The sequence below is a fragment of the Rhodospirillales bacterium genome, from assembly GCA_028824295.1.
Taxonomy (GTDB): Bacteria; Pseudomonadota; Alphaproteobacteria; order TMED109; family TMED109; genus VXPW01.
In genome coordinates this window covers 107,393-133,538 of sequence record JAPPED010000027.1, presented here as the reverse complement: position 1 = coordinate 133,538, position 26,146 = coordinate 107,393, and the positions used below count along the sequence as shown (strand labels likewise).

The 26,146-nt window shown below is 66.6% G+C and carries 23 protein-coding genes and 1 other RNA gene; 20 read left to right on the top strand and 4 right to left on the bottom strand.

The annotated features are described in order from the left end of the window. The first annotated feature begins 1 nt into the window (after position 1). Positions 2-763 carry a DUF1295 domain-containing protein gene (locus tag OXH60_11775; GenBank protein MDE0712798.1) on the top strand — a complete coding sequence of 254 codons (762 nt, stop codon included), beginning with the start codon at positions 2-4 and terminating at the stop codon, positions 761-763. 61 nt (positions 764-824) lie between these two features. On the opposite strand, the gene OXH60_11770 is transcribed toward OXH60_11775, so the two are convergent. Further along, entirely contained in the window at positions 825-1,667 is an 843-nt protein-coding gene (locus tag OXH60_11770) for a heparan-alpha-glucosaminide N-acetyltransferase (GenBank protein MDE0712797.1), read from the bottom strand. 328 nt (positions 1,668-1,995) lie between these two features. On the opposite strand from OXH60_11770, the gene OXH60_11765 reads away from it, so the two are divergent. From OXH60_11765 to OXH60_11740, 6 genes are all read left to right on the top strand, one after another. Next, on the top strand, positions 1,996-2,979 hold the full coding sequence (locus OXH60_11765; protein ID MDE0712796.1) for an aldo/keto reductase: 984 nt from the start codon (positions 1,996-1,998) through the stop codon (positions 2,977-2,979). Between the two features lie 407 nt (positions 2,980-3,386). After that, positions 3,387-4,340, top strand: coding sequence for a LysR family transcriptional regulator (locus tag OXH60_11760; protein MDE0712795.1), 954 nt, complete (start codon positions 3,387-3,389; stop codon positions 4,338-4,340). Positions 4,341-4,449: 109 nt separating this feature from the next. Further along, positions 4,450-4,809: a hypothetical protein gene (locus OXH60_11755; protein ID MDE0712794.1), complete on the top strand. Its 360-nt coding sequence runs from the start codon at positions 4,450-4,452 to the stop codon at positions 4,807-4,809. A 442-nt stretch (positions 4,810-5,251) separates the two neighbouring features. Continuing rightward, complete coding sequence (locus tag OXH60_11750; GenBank protein ID MDE0712793.1) at positions 5,252-6,217, top strand: 3-hydroxyacyl-CoA dehydrogenase NAD-binding domain-containing protein; 966 nt, start codon at positions 5,252-5,254, stop codon at positions 6,215-6,217. A gap of 17 nt (positions 6,218-6,234) precedes the next feature. Continuing rightward, entirely contained in the window at positions 6,235-7,095 is an 861-nt protein-coding gene (locus OXH60_11745) for an SDR family NAD(P)-dependent oxidoreductase (GenBank protein ID MDE0712792.1), read from the top strand. A gap of 271 nt (positions 7,096-7,366) precedes the next feature. Then, entirely contained in the window at positions 7,367-8,587 is a 1,221-nt protein-coding gene (locus OXH60_11740) for an ATP-binding protein (protein ID MDE0712791.1), read from the top strand. 256 nt (positions 8,588-8,843) lie between these two features. On the opposite strand, the gene OXH60_11735 is transcribed toward OXH60_11740, so the two are convergent. Then, positions 8,844-9,629 (bottom strand): class II aldolase/adducin family protein, encoded by a 786-nt coding sequence (locus tag OXH60_11735; GenBank protein MDE0712790.1) that lies wholly within the window; start codon positions 9,627-9,629, stop codon positions 8,844-8,846. Between the two features lie 565 nt (positions 9,630-10,194). On the opposite strand from OXH60_11735, the gene OXH60_11730 reads away from it, so the two are divergent. The 8 genes from OXH60_11730 (at position 10,195) to OXH60_11695 (ending at position 18,358) form a co-directional block, all read left to right on the top strand. Then, entirely contained in the window at positions 10,195-11,745 is a 1,551-nt protein-coding gene (locus OXH60_11730; protein ID MDE0712789.1) for an AMP-binding protein, read from the top strand. A 25-nt stretch (positions 11,746-11,770) separates the two neighbouring features. Beyond that, on the top strand, positions 11,771-13,504 hold the full coding sequence (locus OXH60_11725; GenBank protein ID MDE0712788.1) for a thiamine pyrophosphate-binding protein: 1,734 nt from the start codon (positions 11,771-11,773) through the stop codon (positions 13,502-13,504). A 227-nt stretch (positions 13,505-13,731) separates the two neighbouring features. After that, entirely contained in the window at positions 13,732-14,988 is a 1,257-nt protein-coding gene (locus OXH60_11720; protein ID MDE0712787.1) for a competence/damage-inducible protein A, read from the top strand. 117 nt (positions 14,989-15,105) lie between these two features. Beyond that, positions 15,106-15,360, top strand: a complete 255-nt coding sequence (locus tag OXH60_11715) for a type II toxin-antitoxin system prevent-host-death family antitoxin (protein ID MDE0712786.1) — start codon at positions 15,106-15,108, stop codon at positions 15,358-15,360. Positions 15,361-15,362: 2 nt separating this feature from the next. Continuing rightward, the gene (locus OXH60_11710) at positions 15,363-15,740 is read left to right on the top strand and encodes a type II toxin-antitoxin system VapC family toxin (protein MDE0712785.1); all 378 of its coding nucleotides are present in this window, start codon (positions 15,363-15,365) and stop codon (positions 15,738-15,740) included. A gap of 50 nt (positions 15,741-15,790) precedes the next feature. Beyond that, positions 15,791-16,151: a transfer-messenger RNA gene (gene ssrA, locus OXH60_11705) on the top strand. A 45-nt stretch (positions 16,152-16,196) separates the two neighbouring features. After that, positions 16,197-16,742, top strand: a complete 546-nt coding sequence (locus OXH60_11700) for a ClpXP protease specificity-enhancing factor SspB (GenBank protein ID MDE0712784.1) — start codon at positions 16,197-16,199, stop codon at positions 16,740-16,742. Between the two features lie 59 nt (positions 16,743-16,801). Then, complete coding sequence (locus tag OXH60_11695) at positions 16,802-18,358, top strand: FumA C-terminus/TtdB family hydratase beta subunit (protein ID MDE0712783.1); 1,557 nt, start codon at positions 16,802-16,804, stop codon at positions 18,356-18,358. Between the two features lie 249 nt (positions 18,359-18,607). Here OXH60_11695 and pcaF read toward each other — a convergent pair whose 3' ends face one another. Beyond that, positions 18,608-19,813, bottom strand: a complete 1,206-nt coding sequence (pcaF, locus tag OXH60_11690; protein MDE0712782.1) for a 3-oxoadipyl-CoA thiolase — start codon at positions 19,811-19,813, stop codon at positions 18,608-18,610. A 241-nt stretch (positions 19,814-20,054) separates the two neighbouring features. Here pcaF and OXH60_11685 point away from each other — a divergent pair, with 241 nt between their 5' ends. Genes OXH60_11685 through atpC form a run of 5 tightly spaced genes read left to right on the top strand, consistent with a single transcriptional unit; the run spans position 20,055 to position 24,930 of the window. Beyond that, positions 20,055-20,615 carry a F0F1 ATP synthase subunit delta gene (locus OXH60_11685; protein ID MDE0712781.1) on the top strand — a complete coding sequence of 187 codons (561 nt, stop codon included), beginning with the start codon at positions 20,055-20,057 and terminating at the stop codon, positions 20,613-20,615. Next, on the top strand, positions 20,616-22,145 hold the full coding sequence (atpA, locus tag OXH60_11680) for a F0F1 ATP synthase subunit alpha (GenBank protein ID MDE0712780.1): 1,530 nt from the start codon (positions 20,616-20,618) through the stop codon (positions 22,143-22,145). Between the two features lie 24 nt (positions 22,146-22,169). Then, positions 22,170-23,054: a F0F1 ATP synthase subunit gamma gene (locus tag OXH60_11675; protein ID MDE0712779.1), complete on the top strand. Its 885-nt coding sequence runs from the start codon at positions 22,170-22,172 to the stop codon at positions 23,052-23,054. 30 nt (positions 23,055-23,084) lie between these two features. Continuing rightward, on the top strand, positions 23,085-24,509 hold the full coding sequence (gene atpD, locus OXH60_11670) for a F0F1 ATP synthase subunit beta (GenBank protein ID MDE0712778.1): 1,425 nt from the start codon (positions 23,085-23,087) through the stop codon (positions 24,507-24,509). Position 24,510: 1 nt separating this feature from the next. After that, positions 24,511-24,930, top strand: coding sequence for an ATP synthase F1 subunit epsilon (atpC, locus tag OXH60_11665; protein ID MDE0712777.1), 420 nt, complete (start codon positions 24,511-24,513; stop codon positions 24,928-24,930). Positions 24,931-25,060: 130 nt separating this feature from the next. On the opposite strand, the gene OXH60_11660 is transcribed toward atpC, so the two are convergent. Then, positions 25,061-26,041 carry a hypothetical protein gene (locus OXH60_11660; protein ID MDE0712776.1) on the bottom strand — a complete coding sequence of 327 codons (981 nt, stop codon included), beginning with the start codon at positions 26,039-26,041 and terminating at the stop codon, positions 25,061-25,063. Positions 26,042-26,146 lie beyond the last annotated feature (105 nt).

Genomic DNA, 26,146 nt, shown 5'->3' with positions numbered 1-26,146 from the left:
GATGGCCGAGGAACAACTGCACGGCGTGCTGGTATGGGCGGTCATCGCCGCAGCCGGCCTGACGTTCCTGTACCTGCTCCGCATGACCGCGCCCTATGGCCGCCACTACGCCGGCACGGGCTGGGGACCCCACATTTCCAGCCGGCTCGGCTGGGTGATCATGGAACTGCCGGCGGTCCTCGTCTTTCTCGCGGTCTATCTCGCCGGGGAGTCGGCGTCCCACCTCGTGCCGCTGTTCTTCCTAGCCATGTGGCAGGTGCACTACCTGAACCGGACATTCGTGTTTCCGTTCCGGATCCGGGCAAGCGGACGGAAGACGCCGCTGCTGATCGTGGCAACAGGCTTCTTCTTCAATGCGATCAACGCCTATATCAATGCCCGGTTCATTTCGGAATTCGGCGAGTACGCGATCGAATGGCTCGCCGATCCGCGTTTCCTGATCGGCGTCGGAATTTTCCTGGCGGGGATTGCACTCAACCTGCACGCCGACAACGTCCTCATGCGCCTGCGCGGACCCGGCGAGACCGGCTACGTGATCCCGCGGGGAGGCGGGTATCGCTTCGTTTCGTGTCCCAATTACCTGGGTGAACTCCTCGAGTGGGCCGGCTGGGCACTCGCCACGTGGTCGACTTGCGGTCTCGCCTTTTTCCTCTTTACCGCCGCTAATCTTGTGCCCAGGGCGCGCAGCAATCATCAATGGTACCGGGAGACGTTCAGCGATTATCCGCCTCGCCGGAAGGCGCTGATACCGGGCGTCTTCTGACCAAGCGGCGGTCCGATACGGCGACAGCCCGGCGGCCTGCGCCTAGGGCCTACCCCAGTTCTCAGCGGTTCGTCACCTGCAGCCACGTCCAGAGCAGGCCCATCATGACGGGCTGGTGCAGCAGGTAGTAGACGAGGCTGTTGCGGCCGAGGAAGCGGACGAACCGCCCAACGCTGCCTTCCATCCGGTAGACTGCCAGCCGGCGAAGCGCCCCCGCCCCGTGCGCCCATCTGGCGGCGCCGATACCAAAGAGCACCGCTGCCAGCCAGGGAAACACCGGGAAGTAGTCGCCGGAATTCGGTCGAGCGACCGACAGCCCGGTCCACTGCCAGATCCGCGCGTCCAGCAACTCGGTCTGCACCGTTTCGTTGATGGCGAGAATGGCCACTGCCGCGGCCGCCGCCAGCCACCACGGGCCCCGCACGAACGCCAGGCCGGCGACGCCGGCAAACGCGATCAGGTGCAGGATGCCGAAAAAGATCAGCGACTGTGGCGTAGCGATCCAGGTGGCGGCGGTGATGGCCAGCGCGCCCAGGACGATCAGCGCCAGCCGCCGGGCCCAGCGCGTCCAGTGGAAGGCGTGCGCGTGCGCGAGATAGAGGCTCGCACCCGTCGCGAACAGGAAGCTGATGGCCACGGCCTTGGCCAGGGCCGCCCAGTGGAGCTGCGTCGTGTAGCCGGGCTCCTGCAGCCCGAAGAACATCAGATCGTAGGCAAAATGGAATACGGTCATCCCGATGAGCGCGACCCCCCGCAGCACGTCCAGCAGCGGGATCCGGGGGATGCTCTCGGTTCCGGCGAGTCGATGGTCGGCGCCGGAACGTACGGCCTGGGTCTGGGTGCCCTGCCGCCGGGATCTCCGCTGTTTCCCTCTCGATGCCCGTGGTCCGCGCCTTCGAGCCATGCCCCAATGCCCCCGGGAGGTCCGATCGTGTTGCCGTCAACCCGGCTTGCCCGCGCACTGCGCCGATCTGGCCGGCCATCTTACCGCTGCAGGGGCAAGTACAGATGCATGCGAACGATCGTGATACCCGGTTCGGCGGCGTCGGTGTTCGCGCGACCCGCATCGGCGCGGCCGCCCGTCCGTCCGGCGCGACGCTGGCAGCGGGCGCGTCCGGCGGTGCAGTGGACACCGGTCCTTGGGGATTTGGTCGCCGGTTCGGCCCGCCGGTCACGGATATGATCGGTGATCCGGCGGCAGGCAGCCGTCAGCAACCGCACCCGGGGGCACCGTGAAGTACCGTCGATTGGGCCGCACCGACCTTGAAGTTTCTGAGATCGTCTTCGGTGCCGGGTGGGTTGGCGGCGTCCTGATCCATCACGATGCGGAAGTCGGGCGGGCGGCGCTGCGCCTCGCCCAGGAAGCCGGTGTCAACTGGATCGATACCGCCCCGTCCTATGGCGACGGTATCTCGGAGCGTGCCCTCGGCGAGCTCCTACCGGAATTCGACTGGAATCCGTATCTCTCGACCAAGTTCCATGTCGATCCGGCGAGCGACCGTCCGGTATCCGAGCAGATCGAGGAGAGCATCGGGAAGAGCCTCGCCCGATTGAACCGGACCTCCGTCGACCTTCTGCAGCTGCACAACCCGCTTGGGGCCGGAAGCGACGCGCGCTGCCTGGCTGTCGACCGCGTTCTCGAGCCCGGCGGCGTGGCGGATGCGCTTGATGACCTGAAGCGCCGGGGCGTGACCCGCTATGCCGGCTTCACGGCCAACGGCGACGCGGACAGCCTGAAGCGCCTGGTGACCAGCGCGCGGTTCGACACTGCGCAGGTCTACTACAACATGCTGAATCCCAGCGCGGGGCAGGCGGTGCCCGCTGGCTGGTCAACGGTCGATTTCGGCAACGTGATCGCCCATTGCGAAACATGCGATGTCGGGGTGTTTGTCATCCGTGTCCTGGCGGCTGGCGTGCTGGCGAGCGCCACGCGGACGGGGCGGGAGATCCCGATGTATGCGAGCGCCGACATGGCCTCCGAGGAAATGCGGGCCCGCGCCGTCTGGGACGCCATTGACGGAGAGCCGGGCAGTCGGGCGCAGGCGGCGATCCGCTTCGTGCTCGACGACCGACGCGTCCACGGCGTGCTGGTAGGTCCCAACCTGCCCGAGCACGTGAGCGAGGCGTCGGCGGTCGTGGACATGGCGCCGCTGCAGCCGGACACGAGCACAGCGCTCCGCAGCCTGTACGCGAGCGACTTCGGGCAGCTCGACTGATCTTGGGAACGACCGGGTCAGGGGCACACGGCACCGGTTCGCGGGCACCGTGACGCGACGGCTCCCGCGGTGCCGCCTGGTCTTGCCGAGATCGTGTCGCTGCCGGCGTGAACGCCGGCGGCGCGGTCTCCCCGAACAACCCCCAGCCCGCCGCCGTCACGATCCCGGCCGGCTGGCGCCGACCGGCGCGTCGGACTGGCAGCCGAGCGTCCAGGCGGGTTCGGGCGGTCCTCCCCACGGCACCGCGGCTGGGCAATCAGCGAGCGAGGCGGTGACGGTTCGTTGGTCCGGAAACCGCCGGAAGTTCTCGACGTCCAGCTGATCGCCCCTAGATACATGCGCACAGGACATGCATGACGTGTCAAGAGGAGCCATCGGCAATAGAACCGAGTGCGAGGAACCCAGCGATGTTCGAGAAACGTAGTGACCTGAACAAGCTTCTCGTCGTTGCTGAAACAGGACAGATCCTTTCCGCGGCAGACAAACTTGCGATCACCCAGCCCGCCCTGTCACGTATCGTCAGCAAGCTCGAGGAACAGTTCAGGGGCCAGCTGTTCGAACGCATTCCAACGGGAGTCCGCCTCACCGAGCTCGGATCCATCGTGACCGAACTGGCCCGGCGCCTGCTGAGAGAAATCGAGGACGCGGAAGACATCGTGTTCTCGATGGTGTCAGGGCGATCCGGCACGTACCGTGTGACGGCCGGGCCGGTGTGGATGCAGTCCGTACTGCCGAGCGCGGTCGCCCGCTTCCACGAGACCTTTCCCAGCGTTGAGCTGAAGCTCCAGACCACCGCCTACAAGGAGGGACTCTGGTTGCTGTCAAACGGCAAGACCGACATGCACTGTGGCGGTCTGGACACCAATGAGCCCCTCCCTCCGTATCTCGCCCGCGAACACGTCCTGGACACAACGCTTGGGATCGTGGCCCACCGGGACCATCCGCTCCATGCGCGCCGGCCCACGTACGGCGATCTCGCCGATTACCCATGGATCGATTTCGATGCGGTATTGCAAGGGGAGGGTCCTGCGGCCAGGTCGTTGCTGGCCGACCTTCTGCAACGACTCCACCGTCGAACCGGCCGACACGTGAGGACGATCATCCGCACGAATTCCGTCGGCCTCTTCCTGATGGCGACCGGCCCCTACCTGTCCTACCTCTCATCAACGCTGATCGAGAACATTCCGGAGTTCCAGCTCAAGCCGCTGCCGCTGAAGATGGGCACACACCGCTATCGGGCAGGGATCGTGTCGCGACGTTCGACCGAGAGCCTTGAGCCGTTCAGGTACCTGAAACAGATGATCCGCGAGGTGGCCCAAGGGCGGCGTCTCGGGTCACCCGGCTTGGCCGCCACGACCTGAGCAACGCCTCCGGTCGGGACTGTCCGTCTGACGTGACCGGATCGGGCAAGAAGGGGGGAATGCCGGCCGTTCGACGCTGCGCTTATCATGAACCCTCCGAGACGGTCGGATGATGATTTGGCTGCACTTGACGGCTGCCACGCTGGCGCTGGGGTTGGGGATAGCCAACCTGGCGCTGGCCAAGGGCACCCGGCGTCATCGCATCGTCGGCTGGACGTGGCTCGTGACCATGTCTTTCGTGACGCTGTCTTCGTTCCCGATCCGCGAGTTGAACGAGGGTGCGTTCAGCTGGATCCACGGGCTCACGGTTTGGACGCTCTTCTGCATGGCGGTCGCGATCATCGCCATCCGCCGAGGCTGGGTGCGAACCCACGCCAGCTTCATGATCGGCACGATGGTGGGGGTGATCGTTGCGGGCCTGTTCGCGCTGGCGCCGGGACGCTTCATCAGCAGTCTCCTTGGCGCGTAGTGTCGACGCTTTCCGCCGGCCGGCCAGTACCGTCACGGACCAGTTTCCGCACCGCCTGACGCTCGACGTAACGCTTCGCTGTCCTTCCGTCGGCACCCCGATGGAGCATCGTCGGGAACTCGCTGGCCTTCGGGGCCGCCCAGCTGGCCCGGCGGAGGTCCGCGTTCGGCCCCGTTCGATGGTTGCGGCCTGCGCGTGCTGCCAGCGCGGGGAGTGTCGATCCGGTCCCGAAATTCAATGCCGCAGCGAATGCAGGTGCTCCGGCCGGAACGCCGGCACATTTTGGGAATCAGGGCGTCGCGCCTCGGCTGCCGGGCCCTCGGACGCCCCGGTCCGGACGCGATGCCGACCTCGTGCGCCCGGGTTACCGGGCTGCACGCACTAACCTGTCGGGCGATATTCCGATTCGGAACGGACCATTCATCGCCGGGGGACCAGACCCATGAACTTGCCCGAACCTTCGACAGTCCGTCGCGTTGGCATCATCGGAGCAGGCACGATCGGGGCATCCTGGGCGGCTTACTTCCTCGCGCGCGGGCTGGAGGTCGACGCGTGGGACCCAGGGCCCGATGCCGAGGAAAAGATGCGGGCGTTCGTGGGCGGCGCCTGGCCAGCCCTCGAGAAACTCGATTGCGTGGTCGTCGGCGCTGACCCGGGCCGGGTCCGTTTCCACGCCGATCCCGCGGAGGCCGTAGCCGGGGCGGAGTTCGTGCAGGAGAGCGCGCCGGAAGACCTCGACATGAAGCGGTCGCTGTATGCCGAAGTGAACGCGGCGCTGCCGCAGAACGCCATCCTCGCGAGCTCAACTTCGGGCCTGCTGATGTCCGAAATGCAGGCGGGGTGTTCCAATGCCGAGCGCTTCGTAGTGGGGCATCCCTTCAACCCGCCCCACTTGATCCCGCTGGTGGAGGTCTTGGGCGGCGCCGAAACTGATCCACGCGCGGTCGATTGGACGATCGGCTTCTACAACGCTCTGGGGAAGAAGGCGATCCGGCTCAACCGGGAGGTGTCCGGGCATCTCGTGAACCGGCTGCAGGCCGCGCTCCTGCGCGAATGCGCGGACGCGGTGCTCACGGGGCTCGCGAGTGTGGAGGATGTGGACGTCGCCGTGAAATACGGCCCGGGCCTGCGCCTCGGCGTGATGGGGCCGTACGAAATCTGCCATCTGGCCGGAGGGGCCGGCGGCTACGCACATTTCCTCGATCATCTCGGCGACGCCCTGCAGGACTGGATGAACGATCTCGAGCCCCTGGACCTCACGCCGGAGGTGCGCGATCGCCTCAAGGCACAGGTCGAGACCGCGATGGGAGGGCGTGACCTCGCCTCGATCTCCAATGAGCGGGACGAATTGTTGTTGGCTACGCTGACCACGCTCGCGCAGGTGCGTCGGGAAAAAGGATTGAACTGAGAGGGAAGGGGGTGTCGATGCCCGAGCGAGGTCGACTGACCGGCAAGACGGCCGTGGTCACGGGAGCGGCGGGCGGGATCGGCCGCGAACTGGTCATGGCGCTGCTCCGGGAAGGGGCCTCGGTGGCGGCGCTCGATATCGATGACGGACGGCTGGCGGCCCTGGTCGACCAATGCGCGGAGCGCGAGCTGGCCACCCGGCTGTCGACGAGCCGCACCGATATTTCTCGTTACGAAGCGTGCGAGGAAGCGATCGCACACGCCCGCAGCCAGTTCGGCGGCCCGCACATCCTGATCAACAACGGTGCCATGGGCATGGGGGTGATCCGCCGTGATCACATGGTCGAGCTGATCGGCATCCATGAAATCACGCCCGGGATGTGGGACCAGTTCACCGCCACCAACTACTCAGGCGCGTGGTACATGACCAGGGCCGCGATCGAGGGCATGCTGGCCGATGGCTGGGGCCGGATCGTGAACGTCACGACCAGCTTCTTCACGATGCTTCGGTGCAGGTTCCACCCCTACGGTCCGGCCAAGGCCGGTCTAGAGGCCATGTCGGCGGGCCATGCGGAAGAATTTGCCGGCACCGGCGTGACGGTCAACGTGGTCGTGCCCGGCGGCCCCACGGATACGCCGATGGTGCCCGAGGAATCAGGTTTTGACCGCGGCGCGCTGATCGCGCCGTCCGCCATGGTGCCGCCCATCGTCTGGCTGTGCTCGGAAGCCGGCGACGATGCCACCGGCCATCGCTACGTCGCTGCCGACTGGGATCCGGCCTGCGAGCCGCACACTGCGGCGGCGGCCTGCCGGGCGCCGATCGCCTGGCCGGACCTAGCGCACAACCCGGTCTGGCCCGGTGGCAAGCCGCAGGCATGACGCCGGCGCATGACGTGAACGAGGGGCAGCGGCCTTCTCAAAGTTCGTTTAGGTAACGAGAAATCGCGGCTCCCTGTGCGAGGGCCTCGCAAGGAGCTCGGCAGGTAGCAGGTCGACAAATTCCTGGATCGGACTGTCAGAGCGAGTGTGGCTCCGCTGGGGTTGCGGGTTAAGCTTTCAAATGGACAGCCATAAGTTTTCAATTGGACGTCCGTTGACTTTCAATCAGTCGGAAGTTATTTTTCAATCGGTCAGATCCTCTCGAGATCTCATGTACCCTCGTTTTGTCGAAAATCGAGTCCGCAACGCGTTAGACGACACGCGTGTCGTGATGCTCTGTGGCCCCCGGCAAGCCGGAAAAACCACGCTGGCGCGGCAGGTTGCTGGCGATGACCGCCCTTTCGTAACGCTGGACGATCCAACCGTCCTGAGCGCCGCCTCGAGCGATCCCGTGGGCTTTGTACGCAACCTGGACCGGGCAGTGATCGACGAGGTGCAGCGCGCTCCGAACCTGATATTGGCCATCAAACTTGCGGTCGACACACGTCCAATTCCGGGGCGGTTTCTGCTCACCGGGTCGGCAAACTTGATGGTTCTTCCACAAGTGGCGGATTCGCTCGCCGGACGCATGGCAATTCTTCGCCTGCTGCCGTTGGCGCAGGCGGAGATCCGTCGACGCGGATACACGTTCTTGGACAGCGTGTTTACAGGCGAACTCCCGGAGGGCGGCACACCGGTCGTGGGCGATGAACTCTGGGAATTGGTCTTGGCGGGGGGGTATCCGGAGGCCCTGACCCGCGCCGGCAGGCGCCGTCGGCGGGAATGGCACCTGGACTACGTCGAGGCCATTGTCCAACGCGACGTCCGCGACATCACCCGCGTCGGCCAATTGAGCCAGATGCCCCGATTGCTGCGTGTGCTGGCCGAGCACGCCGGGCAACTCGTGAACTACTCACGCATCGGATCTTCGCTCAACATGAGTCACGTGACGACACAAAAGTATGTCGGCGTGTTCGAGAACTTGTATCTCGTTCAGACCCTGCAACCTTGGCACAGCAACACCCTGAAACGGCTGGTAAAGTCTCCCAAGCTGCACTTTCTGGACGCCGGTCTGCTCGCTGCACTCAGGAATCTCTCTCTTGACCACCTTAGGAGAAACAGGGCGTCGTTCGGGCCGCTTTTGGAATGCTTTGTGTTCGGAGAAATCCTTAAGCTTGCGAGTTGGGCAGGCGACAGGTACGCGTTTTCCCACTTCCGCGATAAGGAGCGCAACGAAGTCGACATTGTCATTGAAGACGGCGCTGGAAGGGTCGTGGGAATCGAGGTGAAGGCGTCGGCCACCGCTGTCAGCGGAGATTTCTCAGGCCTTCGCCGCCTTGCCGATGCGTGCGGCGAACAGTTTGTGCTGGGGTTGGTGCTGTACGACCACGACGTCACCGTGCCGTTCGGTGACCGGATGGCCGCTGTCCCCATCTCGGCACTCTGGAACTAGCGTCCACCTACCCGAAGGGCGGTTGTGCCAAGGCGCGATGTCGATCCGATTTGCCGGAGTGAATCAGGGAGCACTTGGTCCGGCCTCTTGAAGGTGACGGCCCATCGTCGAGCGCCGTGTCGCTGTCGGGATTCAGGCCAGAGTCAATGCGGAGTGGCCGGACAACGCCCGCCGAAGGGGGCTGTGCGTTCGGAACGAGGCTGCGAATGCTCAGCGGACGGCGGAGGACCGTCCAGTCGACCTCAGTTGCCCGCCCTCACTGCTGATAGTCGACTCCCGCCTGGTCGAGCTGGCGCAGCAACCCGGGCCACTCGCGCTCGCCGCACCCCTGGTTTCCGTATTGCTGAACCGTCCGTTCGCAGACTTCCGCTGACGGATGCCGGATCTTGGCGCCCGATGCCGTTGCCGCCTGCAGCGCAAGCTGCGTCGAACACACCTTCTCAAGGTAGAACATATGGACCCAGGCCTCAGCCACCGACACCCCCGTGGTCAGGAGGCCGTGGTTGCGAAGGATCATGACCTTCTTGTCGCCGAGATCGCGCACCAGCCGTTCGCGTTCCGAGAGATCGAATGCGAGGCCCTCGAAGTCGTGGTACGCGACGCGACCGTAGAACATCATCGAGTCCTGGTTGGTATAGGTGAGGCCGTCCTCCAGGGCCGAGACCGCCATGCCCGCCTCGGTGTGGGTGTGCATGACGCACATCGCGTCCTCCCGGGCAAGGTGGACGGCGCTGTGGATGGTGTAGCCGGCACTGTTAATTTCGTGCGGGGTGTCGTCGAGAACGTTCCCGTCGATATCGATCTTCACGAGGTTGGACGCCGTGATCTCGTCCCACCGAAGGCCGAAGGGATTCAGCAGGAAATGGTGATCGGTCCCCGGAATCCGCGCCGAGATGTGGTTGTAGATCAGCGATGTCGTCCAGCCGTACAGGTGAGCCAGCCGATAGGCGGCAGCGAGATCAACTCGTGTCCGCCATTCGCCCTCACTGACCCGGCTGCGCAACGATGAATTGGGAAAGCCGCGAACTGCCGTGACCGTCATGATCTGTTTCCCCCGCGGACCAAGCATCGAATTGTAGCCGAATCACCGTTGCTACCGTGGAGCAACGATCCGGTCGAGGCTGGGCACGCCAGTCCGGGCAGTGGGCCGGAAACGGTGAAGCGCGCTGCCGTTCCCCGCGCGAAAGCTGCTCGGGGGAGTTTCCGGATTGCCACGGTGGCCGCGTTCTCCCAGGGCAGGACGGTCCGATGCCGGATCGTTGACGATCGGGTGATTCTGCGCTCGAGAAACAGTCGGTCCGGAGGGGGTCGAACTTCGGGCGACAACGGCTTACGTTACGCGCCCTGCACCGGTGGGCCGGGGTCCGCCGCTGATCAGGGGTGATCGTGCGATCACAAACTCGGGCGGGCCGTGGTCTCGCGCTGTGTCCGGGCGACGGGAACGATCTTGGTCCGGCACGGCGATGCCACGGACACCAGTTGGATACGCGAACCGGCTGCATGATGCCCTTGTCCGGCCGGACGGTTCGGCCGGGAGTGGGGCTGCCAACGTAGTTGCCTGATGGCCGTCCGGCGGCGGCGGAAACCTCTTCGGAGAAAAGAGTTCAATGGCAGTCCTCTTGAATGCGGGAGAGATACTTCGCGCGCACGCGCGCCTCCGGCCCGAAGCCACGGGTGCGCGCGACCTCGAGCGGACGCTGACCTACGCGCAGTGGAACGCGCGTGCATGCAGGCTCGCCAATGCGCTGCTCGGCCTCGGCCTTGCCAAGGGGGCCCGCGTCGCGGTCCTGTCCTACAACCGTCTCGAATGGGCCGAAATCTACGCGGCCGTGGCCAAGGCAGGGCTGGTCGCAGTCCCCATCAATTTCCGCCTGACCGCCCCGGAAGCCGATTACATCATCAGGGATTGCGGGGCTGCCACGATCCTGGTGGAGGATGCGCTCCGGGACACGATCGAGACCATTCGGGCTGACCTCGACCTCCCGGCAGATCGGTACATTCTCTTCGGCAGCGATGCCCCCGCGGGCTACACGGCCTACGAGGATCTCATCGCGGCCGCCGCGGCCACCGAGCCCGAGACCGTTGCGGCGCCGCACGACCCTTGGTGCCTGATGTACACGTCCGGCACCACCGGAAACCCGAAAGGCGCCATCCGCGGCCACGCCGACATGGCCATGGTGGGCCTGATGAGCGAGATCGAGTTCCGGCTCCACCGGCGGGACAACACGCTGTTGGTCATGCCGATGTGTCATGCCAACTCGCTCAATTTCTTCACCGCGTCCCTCTACTGCGGCGCCACCATCTCGATCTTCTCCCGGTCGAGCTTCGACCCTGAATTGTGTCTCGCGACCTTGGGCGAAGGGATAACCTTTTCCTCTCTTGTCCCCACCCACTACGCGATGATGCAGGACGTCGCGTCATCGCATCAGGTCGTCAGATCGGTCGAGAAACTCGTCGTCTCCTCAGCCACCGCCTTCGCTGAGACCAAGCGGGCGATCATCGAGATGTTTCCGAACTCGGGGCTGTACGAGCTCTACGGCTCGACCGAAGCGGCCTGGGTGACAACGCTGCACCCGGACGAACAGTTCGATCATCTGGGCACAGTCGGCCGTGAAGTGGTCGGTTCCGCGCCGGTCCGGCTGCTCGACGACGACGGGAACGAAGTCCCCGACGGCGAACCCGGGGAGCTCTTTTCGTCGAGCCCGTACCAGTTCCAGGGCTACTGGAACCTGCCCGAGCAAACCGACGCCGCGTTCCGCGGCGACTATCTTTCCGTCGGCGACGTCGCGCTGCGCGACGACGACGGCTACATCCGGCTCCTTGACCGCAAGAAGAACCTGATCATCTCCGGCGGCGAGAACATCTACCCCACCGAGGTCGAGCAGGTCCTGAGCGAGCATCCGGCCATACGTGACGTCGCGGTGGTGGGCGTGGCCGACCCCAAATGGAGCCAGCGCGTGGTGGCCGCAGTTGTGCCCAGACCGGGCCAGGCGCCGGACGCACAGACCTTGATGGACTGGTCGCGGGAACGCCTCGCCAGCTACAAGCGGCCGCGCGAGATCGTCTTCCTCGAGGCCCACCAGATGCCGCGCAATTCGACCGGCAAGATCCTCCACCGCAAGCTTCGCGACATGCTTGGCGGCAGCGACCGCGCTTGACCGCCGGAACCTTGGGAGCAGCTCTGTGAACAGCCCGCGAACGGACCTCAATTCCGACCCGCACAACGTCGCCGCCTGGGTCGCGCAGTGTCTGCAGCGCCGCGGCGTCGGCCGCGTGTTCGGTCTCCAGGGAGGCCACATTCAGCCGATCTGGGACCGCATCGCCCAGCTCGGAATTCCAATCGTGGACGTGCGCGACGAGGGCGCGGCGGTGCACATGGCGCATGCCCACGCCGAGTTGACCGGCGAACTGGGGGTCTGCATGGCGACGGCAGGGCCAGGGGTGACCAACTGCGTCACCGGCATGGCCAACGCCGACCTCGCCCGCGTTCCGGTGTTGCTGATCGGCGGCTGCACGACGCGGGCGCAGGCCAACATGGGCCCGCTCCAGGACGTCCCGCACGTCGCTCTGCTCGCACCCGTGACCCGGTATGCGCGGACGGCCCGCGTCCCGGAGCACGTCATTCGCGAGCTGGACCTGGCGATCTCCTGCGCGACCGGCGACGGCGGCGAGCCCGGACCGGCCTACCTGGAGATTCCGACGGACGTGCTCCGCGAGTCGGTCCCGCCGACACTGGTGCTCGATGAATGGCTGGCGCCGAAGCCGCCGCGCAAGATCGCTCCCGATCCCGGGGCGATCGCCGAGGCCGCCGCTGCCATTCGAGAAGCCCGGCGTCCGCTGGCAATTTCGGGGCGGGGAGCGCGCGGCGCCGACGACGAGCTGAGCAGCTTTCTCGACGTCACGGGCGCGCTGTATCTCGACACGCAGGAGAGCCGCGGGCTGGTCCCGCCGGATCACCCGTCGATCGTCGGTGCCGTCCGCTCGGCCGCCATGTCCCAGGCGGACCTGGTGATCACGCTCGGCCGGAAGCTCGACTACCAGCTCGCGTACGGGTCCCCCGGCGTGTTTCCCGATGCCCGCTTCATGCGCATCGCGGATACGGCCAGCGACCTGAACGACAACCGTCGCGGCGCGCCCGAAGTGCTGGCCTCGGTCGGGCCGGCCCTGGCGGCCCTGGCGGAGGAGCTTCGCGACGATGCCGGCGGGCTGGACACCGCGTGGGCCGACGGCCTTCGGGCCAAGCACCGGGAGCGGACCGAGAGGGGGCGCAATGACCCGGGACCGCAGGCCGGCGAGGACGGCAAGATCCATCCGATGGCGATCTTCAGGGCGATCGGGGAGATTTCCGCGCCCGACTGCATCGGTATCGCCGACGGCGGCGACTTTCTCAGCTTCGCGCGGATTGGACTGCAGACCACGACGTATCTCGACGCCGGCACATTCGGCTGTCTTGGCGTCGGCGTCCCCTTCGCCATCGCCGCCGCCTTGGCCTTCCCCCGGCGGCAGGTGATCTGCGTCACCGGTGACGGTGCCTTCGGGATCAATGCCATGGAGATCGACACCGCCGTGCGGCACGCGGCGCAGGCGGTCTTCATCATCTCGAACAACGCCGGCTGGAACATCGAACGCTACGACCAGGAGGTCAATTACGCCGGGCGGATCGTGGGAACCGAGCTGGCCCACTCCGACTACGCTGCCATGGCGCGGGCGCTGGGCGCCCATGGCGAGCGGGTGGAGGATCCGTCCGAGCTGGCCGATGCGATCCGGCGCGGGCTCGAGAACGCGCCGGCGGTGATCGACGTGGTGACGTCGCGCGACGTCTCGTCCGACGCGACCAAGGGCCTGAGCGTCGTCCCGGACTACCAGCCCTTGAGCGCCTGGGATGACGCGGAACGCCGCCGGCGTGGCAGCGCCTGACCGGACCGCCACGGACCGCCCATCCGGGTTCGCGCCTCGGACCCACGCGGCCACCCGGCCGCCTCGGCACCTTCTTCTTGCCAGGCTCGACCGGCGAATGTGGCAGGCCGTTGCGGCCGGGATCTAGGTGCCGCAAGCCCGTCGAGATCCTCGTGCCCGCAGATCGGGACCCCGGCGGGTAGCATGGCGCGCCGCGTCATGGGGCATCGTCACGGGAGCGCCGGGGTATGCGTTGCGAGATCGTCGCAGTGGGGACCGAGCTGCTGCTCGGACAGATCGTCGACACCAATTCGTCGTGGATGGGCGGGCAGCTCGCGCAGGCGGGGATCGATTCCCACTTCCAGGTGAAGGTCGGGGACAACCAGGTGCGGATCGTCGACACCATCCGGCGTGCGCTTGACCGGAGCGACGCCGTCATCCTGTGTGGCGGGCTCGGGCCGACCCAGGACGACATCACGCGTGAAGCCATCGCCGAAGTGATGGGCGTGGCGCTGGTCCGCGACGACGCCATGGGAGAAAAGATTCGCCGCGGCTTTGAGGCGCGCGGGCGCCACTTCACCGAGAACAATCTGCGCCAGGCGGACTGTCCCATCGGGGCCTCGTTCATCCCCGAGATGCCGGGCACCGCCCCCGGCCTCGTCTGCCCGCTGGGGAAGCAGGTGATCTACGCGGTGCCGGGCGTGCCATTCGAGATGCGCGAGATGATGGCGGGGACGATCCTCCCCGACCTCAAGCGGCGGGCCGGGGTGACCGCCGTGATCAAGAGCCGAGTGCTGAAGAGCTGGGGTGAGACTGAATCGCGCCTCGCGGAGCTGCTGGCGGTACGGATCGACGCGCTCGACCGTGCCGGCAACCCCACCATCGCCTTCCAGGCCAGCGGCATCGAGGGCCTCAAGATCCGCATCACCGCGAAGGCTGAGAACGCCGAGGCGGCGGAAGCGATCATCGCCCGCGAGGAGGCGAACGTGCGCGGCATCGTCGGCGACGCGATCTTCGCCGCCGATGAGCAGACCATGGAATCGGCGATACTCGATCTGCTGCGCGAGCGGGGACTGTCCCTCGCGGTGGCCGAGTCGGTCACCGGCGGCCTGGTGGGCGCGCGACTCACGGCGGTGCCCGGCGCAAGCGACGTCTTCCGGGGAGCCCTGGTGTCATACGCGAGCGAGGTGAAGTTCGATGTCCTCGGCGTGCCCGAAGGACCGGTGATCTCCGCCGATGCCGCCGAAGCGATGGCGCGTGGCGTGCGTGAGCGTCTCGGTGCCGACGTGGGGATCGCCACCACCGGTGTCGCTGGGCCGGCGGAGCAGGAAGGGCACCCGCACGGCACGGTGTTTCTCGGGCTCGCGCACGGCGGGAGCGCCGAGGCGGTACAGGTACGCCTGCCCGGCGACCGCCGTCGCGTGCGCGAATACGCGGTCATCAGTCTGCTCAACATGCTGCGGTTGCGGGTCTCGGGGTCGTCGAGGAGCCCCGAACTCCGATAGAGGGTCCGCAGGACGCTGTCGGTGGGCCCCGTGCTTTCGATTCCTGGCTGTCATCGACAAGCTGACGTCAACTGACTAGACTTAGTCCGACTTAGGCGATGAGTAATGGAGGGATTGATGAAGGTGAACATGCATGAGGCAAAATCGCAGCTATCGCGGCTTGGCCGGCTTGCGTGGGAGGGCGAGGAGATTGTCATCGCGAAGGCGGGTGAGCCCTGGCTGCGACTGGAGCCGTATCGCAAGGCGCGAACCCGTCGCAAGCTTGGGACGTTGCGGGGAAAAATCTGGATGGCCCCGGATTTCGACGAAACCCCGTCAGCGGTTTCCGACCTCTTCTACGGCTCCACGGTCTTCCCTGAACCAGAAGACTGAACGTGCGTCTTCTGCTGGACACGCATGTCCTGCTTTGGGCGCTTTCCGACCCTGAACGACTTGGCGCGGATGCCCGTGCGGCCGTGGTAGACCGGCGCAATGAGGTGTTCGTCAGCGCAGCGAGCGGTTGGGAGATTGCTTTGAAGCGGGCGCTGGGAAAGCTGCAGGCGCCACCCGCGCTGGAGTCGGTGCTACTGAGTGAAGGTTTCGAGCCGCTGGCAGTCACGTTCCGGCACGCCGAAGAAGCCGGGGAACTTCCCGTGCATCATCGAGACCCGTTCGATCGGCTGCTGGTTGCGCAGGCGCGGATCGAGGGACTGGTCCTCGTCACGCGTGATGCGCACATCACTCTCTATCAGGTTCCGACTCTGGCAGCCTGAAGGAAGCCGCGGTCGCTCCGGCACCACGTCCGGGGGCACGATCAGCGGAATACGTTGCCCGCCAAGGGGTACGCGCCTATCTTGTGGGTGCCGGCTTCGGCCGGCTATGGCGATAAACGGCTCATGTAATAGGCGAGTTGGACCCGGGGGCAGTGCCCGGCGCCTCCACCAGTTTCCCGACCTCCCACACGGTCGGCCAACGGGGGCGATCCAGGATCGACAGCCGCTGAAAGATGAGGTCTTTCGCCCGGCATGGTACCGCCGCGACGGACCGAATTCATAACTGCCAACGACAACAGTCGTGAGGTTGCTCTCGCTGCCTAACCAGTGAGAGGAACGACAGTTCCAAGTCCCTTCCGCTTCACACGGTAGGGCGGGGTTCGGGGGCACCTGGCAACAGAAGCCCCCATCAAAGCTACGTTTCCCGATCCGTTGTTCCGTTGCCTGTATGCGCCCGTGACCGACCGTCCCCCGCAGATCTCCCGGCTCATCGACTACGAGGCGCTCACCCTGCAGGCCATGCGCGACGTGGCGCGCGGCGCCCTAAAACGGGTAGCGGAAGAGGGGTTGCCGGGTGATCACCACTTCTACGTGGAGTTCGACACCACCGCCGACGGCGTTGCCCTGCCGGAATTCCTGCGAAGCCAGTATCCCGAACGGATGACCATTGTCCTCCAGCACCAGTTCTCCGGTCTCGAAGTCGAAGAGGGACAGTTTCGGGTCGACCTCGCGTTCGGCGGTATCCCCGCGTCCCTGACGGTGCCGTTCGCGGCCATGACCGCGTTCATGGACCCCGCGGCCCAGTTCGCGGTACGGTTTGCGCCGGAAGTGCCGAAGCCGGATGCGGAAGCATCGGCCGAAAGCGACAACGCCTCTGCACCGGCCGGCGACACCGCCTCGGAACAGGGTGCCGAGCGCCAGGACGGCGTGGTGTCCCTGGAGGCCTTCCGGACCCGTCGTGGCTTGTCGCCGTCGCGGCGCGAGGACGGGGAACCAGCGTGACGGAGTTTCGCTACTCGGAACTGTTCCCGCGCGAGGCGGACTCGACGGCGTACCGCAAGCTGACCGGCGACCACGTGGAAGCCCTGACGCTCCGGGGCCGTTCCGCGCTCGCGGTCGATCCGGTCGCATTGGAGCACCTGGCATTCACCGCGTTCCAGGACATCTCCCATTTCCTACGTCCGTCCCACCTTGCGCAGCTGCGGACCATTCTCGATGACCCGGAGGCGTCGTCGAATGATCGCTACGTCGCGTTGACGCTCCTCAAGAACGCGAACACCGCGGCGGGCGGTGTCCTCCCCATGTGCCAGGACACCGGCACCGCGATCGTGATCGGGCACAAGGGGGAGCAGGTCTGGACCGGCGGCAACGACCGCGAGGCCCTTTCCCGGGGCATCTACCGGGCCTACACGGAGACCAACCTCCGCTACAGCCAGCTGGCCCCGCTCTCGATGTACGAGGAGGTCAACACCCGCACCAATCTGCCCGCGCAGATCGACCTGCATGCCGATGACGGCGATGCGTTCGAGTTCCTGTTCATCGCCAAGGGCGGGGGGTCCGCCAACAAGTCCTTTTTCTACCAGGCGATGCCGTCGGTCATGCGCACAGGCCGTCTCCTCGAGTTCCTGGAGGAACCGATCCGGTCGATCGGCACGGCCGCGTGCCCCCCGTATCACCTCGCCGTCGTGATCGGCGGGCTCTCGGCGGAAATGACCATGAAGACCCTGAAGCTCGCGAGTTGCCGGGAGCTGGACGATCTGCCGGCCGACGGGACCGAGCAGGGGCGTGCATTCCGCGACCGCGAGATGGAGCAGGCGGTGCTGGAGATGACGCGGTCCTTCGGCATCGGCGCCCAGTTCGGCGGCCGGTACTTCTGCCACGACGTCCGGGTCATCCGGCTACCGCGGCATGGTGCGAGCCTGCCGATCGCCGTCGGCGTGAGCTGCGGCGCCGACCGCCAGGCACGCGCGAAGATCACGGCTGACGGCGTGTTCCTGGAGGAGCTTGAGCGAAATCCAGCGCGTTTCCTGCCCGAGGTGGGGGACGAGGTGCTCGAGGGCGAGGCAGTCGAGATCGATCTCGATCGACCGATGGCGGAGATCCGGGCCGAACTGGCCAAGCATCCGGTACGAACCCGCCTGTCGCTGTCCGGTCCGATGGTGGTCGCGCGCGACATGGCCCACGGGATGCTGAAGGATCACCTCGAGCGCGAAGGCGCGCTGCCTGACTACATCCGGAACCATCCGGTCTACTACGCGGGCCCGGCCAAGACGCCGGCCGGTTTCGCGACGGGATCGTTCGGGCCGACCACGGCCGGGCGGATGGACAGTTACGTCGATCAGTTTCAGGCGGCGGGCGGCAGCCTTGTGATGCTCGCGAAGGGGAACCGGTCGCGGGCGGTCGTGGATGCGTGCCGCACCCACGGCGGCTTCTACCTCGGCTCGATCGGCGGCCCGGGCGCTGAGCTCGCGGCCCGCAACATTCGGCAGGTGGAGTGCCTTGCCTACGAGGAACTCGGCATGGAAGCGGTCTGGCGGATCGAGGTCGAGGACTTCCCGGCTTTTGTCGTGATCGACGACAAGGGGAACGACTTCTTCGAAGAGTTCGGGCTGTCCTGAAGCCATCCCGATCTTGGAGGCTGCGCTGGTGCCCGGAAAATCGGGAAGCGGGCTGGGTTCGCCATAGCCTTTGCTGGCGGGGGGCGGAGCCGAGCCGCGGTGCACAGCGGTATTTCGGCGGAGGTGCCGCACGCGTGTCAGTGCCGGATGAAAACTCACCGATAGTGCCGATGTAAGGGTCCCCCGTTGTCGGCTGGTCGCCCGGCCCCGGGAGCTTGCCCCCCGGGGCCCTAGCCGCCCCCTGGGACCTCAGGCGCGTTCGAGCAGGAGCGCGATTCCCTGTCCGACGCCAATGCACATGGTGCAGACCGCATACCGGCCGTCGCGTGCCGCGAGTTCCCGAGCGGCCGTCATGGCGAGGCGCGCGCCCGACATCCCGAGCGGATGGCCGTACGCAATGGCGCCGCCGTTCGGGTTGACATGCTCCGCGTCGTCCGGGAGCCCGAGCTGGCGGAGACACGCCAGCGCCTGACTGGCAAAGGCTTCGTTCAGCTCGATCACATCGACGTCGCCAAGGCTGACACCGGCGCGATCCAGGAGTTTCGGCACGGCGGCGGCGGGTCCCATGCCCATGACCCGCGGCGGGACACCGGCGACGGCCGCACCAACGACCCGCGCAAGGGGCGTAAGTCCATGTTCCTCGACGGCTTCCTCGGAGGCGAGCACGAGCGCGCAGGCGCCGTCGTTGACCCCGGACGCGTTGCCGGCCGTGACCGTGCCGCCCTCGCGGAACGGTGCCGGAAGCTTGGCGAGGCCCTCCAGCGTAGTGCCGGGACGTGGGTGCTCGTCTTCGGCAACGGTGAGCGGCGCTCCCCGGCGCTGGGGTACCTCGACCGGGGCGATTTCCGAGGCCATGCGCTCGGCCGCCGCGGCAGCTGCCGCCCGCTGCTGCGACCGGAGCGCGAAGGCATCCTGGTCAGCCCGGCTGACCTGGTGCTCCTCAGCAACGTTCTCGGCGGTCTCCGGCATGGAATCCGTTCCGTACAGCCTTTCCATCAGGGGGTTCACGAAGCGCCAACCGATCGTGGTGTCCTCGATCCTGGCCGCGCGCGAAAAGGCATGCTCGGCCTTCGGCATGACGAACGGAGCGCGCGACATGCTCTCGACGCCGCCGGCCAGCACGAACGCATGCTCGCCGGTGCGGATCGATCGCGCCGCCTGGGCCGTGGCGTCCAATCCCGATCCGCAGAGGCGGTTGACGGTGCTGCCCGGCACCGACTCCGGCAGCCCGGCGAGCAACAGCGCCATCCGGGCCACGTTCCGGTTGTCCTCGCCGGCCTGGTTCACGCACCCCAGCATCACGTCGTCGATCGCTTCCCAATCGAGCTTCGGGTGCCGATCCATGAGAACGCGGATGGCGTGGGCCGCTAGGTCGTCGGGGCGGACACTCGAGAGCGCGCCGCCGAAGCGACCGATGGGGGTGCGGACGGAATCGCAGACGAAGGCTTCGGGCACGACAGGCTCCGGGTGGGATCGGAATGAAGGACCAATCCTACCGGAACCCGAAAGCAGCGGACCGGGGCAGCCACCCCGGGCGCAAGCCGCACGGAAGCCCTGGCCGCCGGTTGGCAGTTGCAGGAGAATCAGCCCTGTGCTACGAAAAGTCCCTTGCCGGAGGCTGTCCGAATCCGTTGCGCACGGCGCGCACCCTCCGGGCGCCCACAGTCCCATTCCACCCATGCGTCCGGACGCGGTCTTGGCTGATTCTTCCGAGGGGCTCGCGAGCCTCGCAGGCCCCTATGCGTCTGCGCTGTTTGCCATCGCGGAGGAACGCGATGCGCTCGAGCGAACCGAACAAGGTCTGGAAGCGGTGCTTGCCCTCACGGCCGGCAGCGCCGACCTCGGCCGTCTGATCCGGAGCCCCGTGGTGGCCCGGGCGGATCAGGAACGCGCCATGTCGGCCATCCTCGACGCGATGGGGTCGGACCCGCTGGTGCGGAACTTCGTCGGCGTACTGGCCCGGAATCGCCGACTGGGGGCGCTGCCGGCCATCGTTCGCCGGTTCCGGGCCCTGGCGGCCGAACGCCGGGGAGAGGTCGAGGCGATCGCCGAAACCGCCATCGACCTTGACGACGCCACGACGGGTCGCATCCGCGCCGCCCTGGCCGAGGCGCTCGGACGTCGGGTGGCGCTCCGCACCGAGGTCGACCCCGAACTGCTCGGTGGTCTGGTGGTGCGGGTGGGTTCGATCCGGGTGGACGGCTCGCTCCAGACCCAACTCCAGTCGCTTGCCCATGCCATGAAGGGAGCCGCGTAGATGGATCTTCGCGCATCCGAAATTTCCTCGATCCTCAAGCAGCAGATCGAGGATTTCGAGACCGGCGCTGAAGTCGCCGAAGTCGGTGAAGTGATTGCGGTCGGGGACGGTATCGCCCGGATCTACGGTCTGGACGAGGTCATGGCCGGAGAGCTGGTGGAGTTTCCCGGCAACATCGTCGGCATGGCGCTCAATCTCGAAGCCGACAACGTCGGCGTGGTCATCTTCGGTGATGACCGCTCGATCCGCGAGGGCGATACGGTCAAGCGGACCGGGCGGATCGTGGACGCCCCCGTTGGCCCCAACATGCTCGGCCGGGTGGTCGACTCGCTCGGCAACCCGATCGACGGCGGGTCCGACATCGAAGTCACGGAGCGGCGTTCGGTCGACGTCCGGGCGCCCGGCATCATTGCACGGCAGTCGGTCTTCGAGCCGATGCAGACCGGGCTCAAGGCGATCGATTCTCTGGTTCCGATCGGCCGCGGTCAGCGCGAGCTCATCATCGGTGACCGCCAGACCGGGAAGACCGCGCTCGCGGTTGACACCATCATCAACCAGCGAGACATCAACGCGCGCGGTCCCATCGAAAAGCACCTCAAGTGCATCTACGTCGCGATCGGGCAGAAACGATCGACGGTGGCCCAGGTAGTGCGCACCCTGCAGGACGCGGGTGCCATGGACTACACCTGCGTCGTGGCCGCCACGGCGTCGGAACCCGCCCCGCTCCAGTACTTGGCCCCCTATACCGGCTGCACCATCGGCGAATGGTTCCGCGACAACGGGCAGCACGCCCTCATCATCTACGACGACCTGTCCAAGCAGGCGGTTGCCTACCGGCAGATGTCGCTGCTCCTGCGCCGCCCACCAGGGCGCGAGGCCTATCCCGGCGACGTGTTCTACCTGCATTCCCGGCTGCTGGAGCGCGCGGCCAAGCTGTCCGACGCGGAGGGCGGGGGATCGCTGACGGCGCTGCCGATCATTGAGACACAGGCGAACGACGTATCCGCCTACATCCCCACCAACGTGATCTCGATCACGGACGGCCAGATCTTCCTCGAGACCGATCTCTTCTACCAAGGCATTCGGCCCGCCATCAACGTCGGCCTGTCCGTGAGCCGGGTCGGCTCCGCCGCCCAGGTCAAGGCCATGAAGAAGGTGGCTGGCACCATCAAGCTCGAGCTGGCCCAGTACCGCGAGATGGCGGCGTTCGCCCAGTTCGGCTCGGACCTCGATGCCTCGACGCAGCGGCTCCTCAAGCGGGGCGCCCGCCTCACCGAGCTGCTCAAGCAGGGGCAGTACACGCCGCTCCCGGTGGAGGAGCAGGTCTGCGTGATCTTCGCCGGGGTGAACGGCTACTGCGACGCGATCGAAACCGACCAGATCCAGAAGTTCGAGGAGGGACTGCTGGCCCTGCTGCGGACCGAGCACGGCGACATTCTGGCCGCGATCCGCGACGATGGGGAGATTTCGGACGATACCGACGGCAAGCTCCGCGGCGCCCTCGACCGGTTTGTCGCGAGCTTCGGCTAGGACACTTCGGGAAATCCGCCGGCGATGTCGAGCCTCAAGGAACTCCGGACCCGGATCAGCAGCGTCCGGTCCACCCGGAAGATCACGCAGGCGATGAAGATGGTGGCGGCGTCAAAGCTGCGCCGGGCGCAGGAACGCGCCGAGCGCGCGCGGCCGTACGCAGCCAGGATGGAGGCGATGGTGGCGCGGCTGGCAGGGACGGTTGCGCCCGAGGACGCCCCGCCGTTGCTGGCCGGGACGGGCCGCAACCAGGCTTGCCTGCTGCTGGTGATCACGGCCGACCGCGGCCTTTGCGGCGCCTTCAACTCGGGCGTGGTCCGGGCGGCGCGGCGGAAGATCATGGCGCTCGCCGAGGATTCCATCGAAGCGAAGATCTTCTGCGTGGGCCGCAAGGGCTACGACCTGCTGCGCCGCACGCACGGCCAGCGGATCGTGGGGCACCGGCTGCTGCCGCCGGGCCGTGACCTGCCGTTTTCGGAAGCCGAGGCGGTCGCGGCGGAAATTCTCGACCTGTTCGCGGACGACGGGTTCGATACCTGCACGATGCACTACAACCGGTTCCGCTCGGCGATGTCGCAGGTCGTCACGGAGACGCAGATCATTCCGCGGACGGCTCCGGAATCGGACGAGCCGGCAGCTGAGCCGGCCGCCGGCGCGCTGCACGAATTCGAGCCCGGAGAGGACGAGCTGCTCGCCGACCTGCTGCCGCGCAACCTCGCGGTTCAGATCCATGGGGCGTTCCTCGAGAGCGCCGCCGGCGAGCAAGGCGCGCGCATGACGGCGATGGAGAACGCCACCCGGAACGCCGGCGACATGATCGGCCGGCTGGAGCTGTCGTACAACCGGCAACGCCAGGCGGCCATTACCAAGGAGCTCATCGAGATCATCTCGGGCTCGGAAGCATTGTAGGAGCCGGACGGGCTTCGGGAGACACTACGCATGACGACAGAGAATGTCGGCCACGTCACCCAGGTGGTGGGGCCGGTTGTCGATGTTCACTTCCCGGGCGAACTGCCCGAAATCCTGAACGCCCTCCACGTCGATCGTGACGAGGGCCGGCTGGTCCTCGAGGTGGCCCAGCACCTTGGCGAGCACTCGGTGCGGGCCGTGGCCATGGGGGCCACGGAGGGACTGGTGCGGGGCCTGCCGGTGCGCGACGCGCGTGAGCCGATCCTGGTCCCGGTCGGCCTGGAAACGCTGGGGCGGATCGTGAACGTGGTCGGCGAGCCGGTCGACGAGGGCGAGCCGGTGAAGACGGAGAAGGTCTACCCGATCCACCGCCCGGCTCCGCCCTTTACCGAGCAGTCGACGGAAACCGAGATCATGGTGACCGGCATCAAGGTCGTGGACCTGCTCGCCCCCTACGCCAAGGGCGGGAAGGTCGGCCTGTTCGGCGGCGCCGGCGTCGGCAAGACCGTCATCATCATGGAGCTGATCAACAACGTGGCGAAGGGCCACGGCGGCTATTCGGTCTTTGCCGGTGTGGGCGAGCGCACGCGCGAGGGCAACGACCTCTATCACGAGATGCTGGAATCCGGCGTCATCACGCCCGAGGGCACGGGCTCCAAGGTGGCGCTGGTCTACGGCCAGATGAACGAACCGCCGGGCGCCCGGGCCCGGGTCGGCCTCACCGGCCTTACCCTGGCCGAGTACTTCCGTGACGACGAGGGCCAGGACGTGCTCTTCTTCGTCGACAACATCTTCCGGTTCACGCAGGCCGGTTCCGAGGTGTCCGCGCTGCTCGGGCGCATTCCCAGCGCGGTCGGCTACCAGCCCACGCTCGCGACCGACATGGGCGGCCTGCAGGAACGGATCACGTCGACCCGCAAGGGCTCGATCACGAGCGTGCAGGCGATCTACGTGCCGGCCGACGACCTGACGGACCCGGCGCCGGCGACGTCGTTCAGCCACCTGGACGCCACCACGGTGCTGTCGCGGCAGATCGCGGAGCAGGGCATTTACCCGGCCGTCGATCCGCTGGACTCCACGTCGCGAATCCTGGATCCCAGGATCCTCGGCGACGAGCACTACGACACGGCGCGTCGGGTCCAGGCCACGCTCCAGAAGTACAAGTCGCTGCTCGACATCATCGCCATCCTCGGCATGGACGAGCTGTCGGAGGAGGACCGGCTGGTGGTCGACCGGGCCCGGAAGATCCAGCGGTTCCTCTCGCAGCCGTTCCACGTGGCCGAGGTGTTCACCGGCACGCCCGGCACGTTCGTGGAACTCGCCGACACGATCAAGGGTTTCAAGGGACTCGTGGACGGTGAGTACGATCACCTGCCGGAGGCCGCGTTCTACATGGTCGGCACGATCGAGGAGGCCGTGGAGAAGGCCAAGCGCATGGCGGCGGAGGCGGCCTGACATGGCGGACGCTCCGCTGATCGATCTCGAGCTGATCACGCCGGAGGCGACGCTGCTGGCGGCCACGCCCGAGATGGTGGTGGTACCCGGGTCGGAGGGCGAGTTCGGCGTGCTGCGGGATCATGCGCCGATCCTGTCGGCCCTGCGCCCGGGAACGGTGCAGGTGCACGCGACGTTCGACTCCGAGCCGGAATGCTACTTCGTCACCGGCGGATTCTCGGAGGCCGGACCAGAGCACTGCCTGATCCTGGCGGACGAGGCGGTCCCGGTGTCCGACCTCGACGCGGCGGCGGCGGACCGGGCGGTCGCCGATGCGGAAGCCGCCCTCCGCGAGGCGGAAAACGGCCCGGACGAAGCGGTGCGCGAACGGGCCGAACAGGCGCTCGAGGTGGCGACGGCGAGGCGCGCAGCAGCCGACTGAGCCCGTTGGGGGAGATGTGCGCCGTCTGCCCGGGTATGCACGGCGTCCCGTTTCGACTTCAGACTGTGGCGTCGGCACACCGTATGGGTTCAGGCGCCGGCTTCCCCGATTTCCCGTGCCATCGACCGATTCACGGCGCCGATGCCGTCGAGGCCTCACTTAGCGCGACGAACGTTCCCACAAAGTCACCGACGCTGCCGTCGCTTTCCTCGAATTCCGCACCGCTGAATCCTGCCACCAGGCGGGGATGACCGGCCTCGTCGGGAATGTTGGAAAGCGTCCCGCCCCAGTACCCCTCGGACTGCGTGACGGTTCTTTCAGGGTGCCGCACCATGACGTCGTCGTATACGAACGTGCCGTCCGGCTTGAAGGCCGTTTCGCCGAAGTGCAGCTCATAATCGGCGGCGATGCCCTGCACGTCGCGCAATTCGTCTCCAAGGAAAATGCCGAAATGCGCCCGGCGGGTGACAAGATCGCCTGAACAGCCGATGCAGGCGCTCATGGTAGCGTCGGCGAAGTCCGCCGCAATCGTGATCACGCCTTCGTACTCGTCGATCACGTAGGCGCCTTCATCTTCTCCCCAGTCACTTCCCGCAAGATACGTGTAGAGCCCGCCAGCTTGGCCGGTATAGGTCGCCTGTCCCTCGAGCGGCAAATCGGGAGGTGACGAGGGGTCCGTCTCGGGGCCGTCCGCGATGGCATACTGGGCGGAATCCCTGAACGACAGTTCCGGAACGTGTTGACCGGGAAACTGGGCCCACCAGCCGGCCATCAGGTAGTCGGCCGGATTGTCAGGGTCCCAGCTCACCAGCGCATAGACCACCGACGTGCCGCGCTCCACGTCCTTGACGAATGTCCAGTTCCGTGCCTGATGGCCGGGAATTGGCGTGCTACCGGACCGGGTTGCAATGGCATCGTCCACCGTGTTGACGGACGCTTCGCCGCCGTCGTCGAGCTGCACGAACACCCGCAGGCTCGGGCCGGAGAACTCCGAGTTTCTTTCGAAACTGATGCCGTCCTGGTCGGGTGGTGGCGGTGAGGTGCCGATCCCCGCGCAGGCGCTCGCCGTTAGCACCAGAATGACAGCGAGAACGTTCGCTACCGGTTTCACAGTGCCGGTTTTCCGATGGTCGCCCAATGTGGACGCGCCTCGGCCTGGCCTCTGCGCTGACGATGGTGTCCCGGCACCAATGATGTCAATGAGATCTCGCACGGA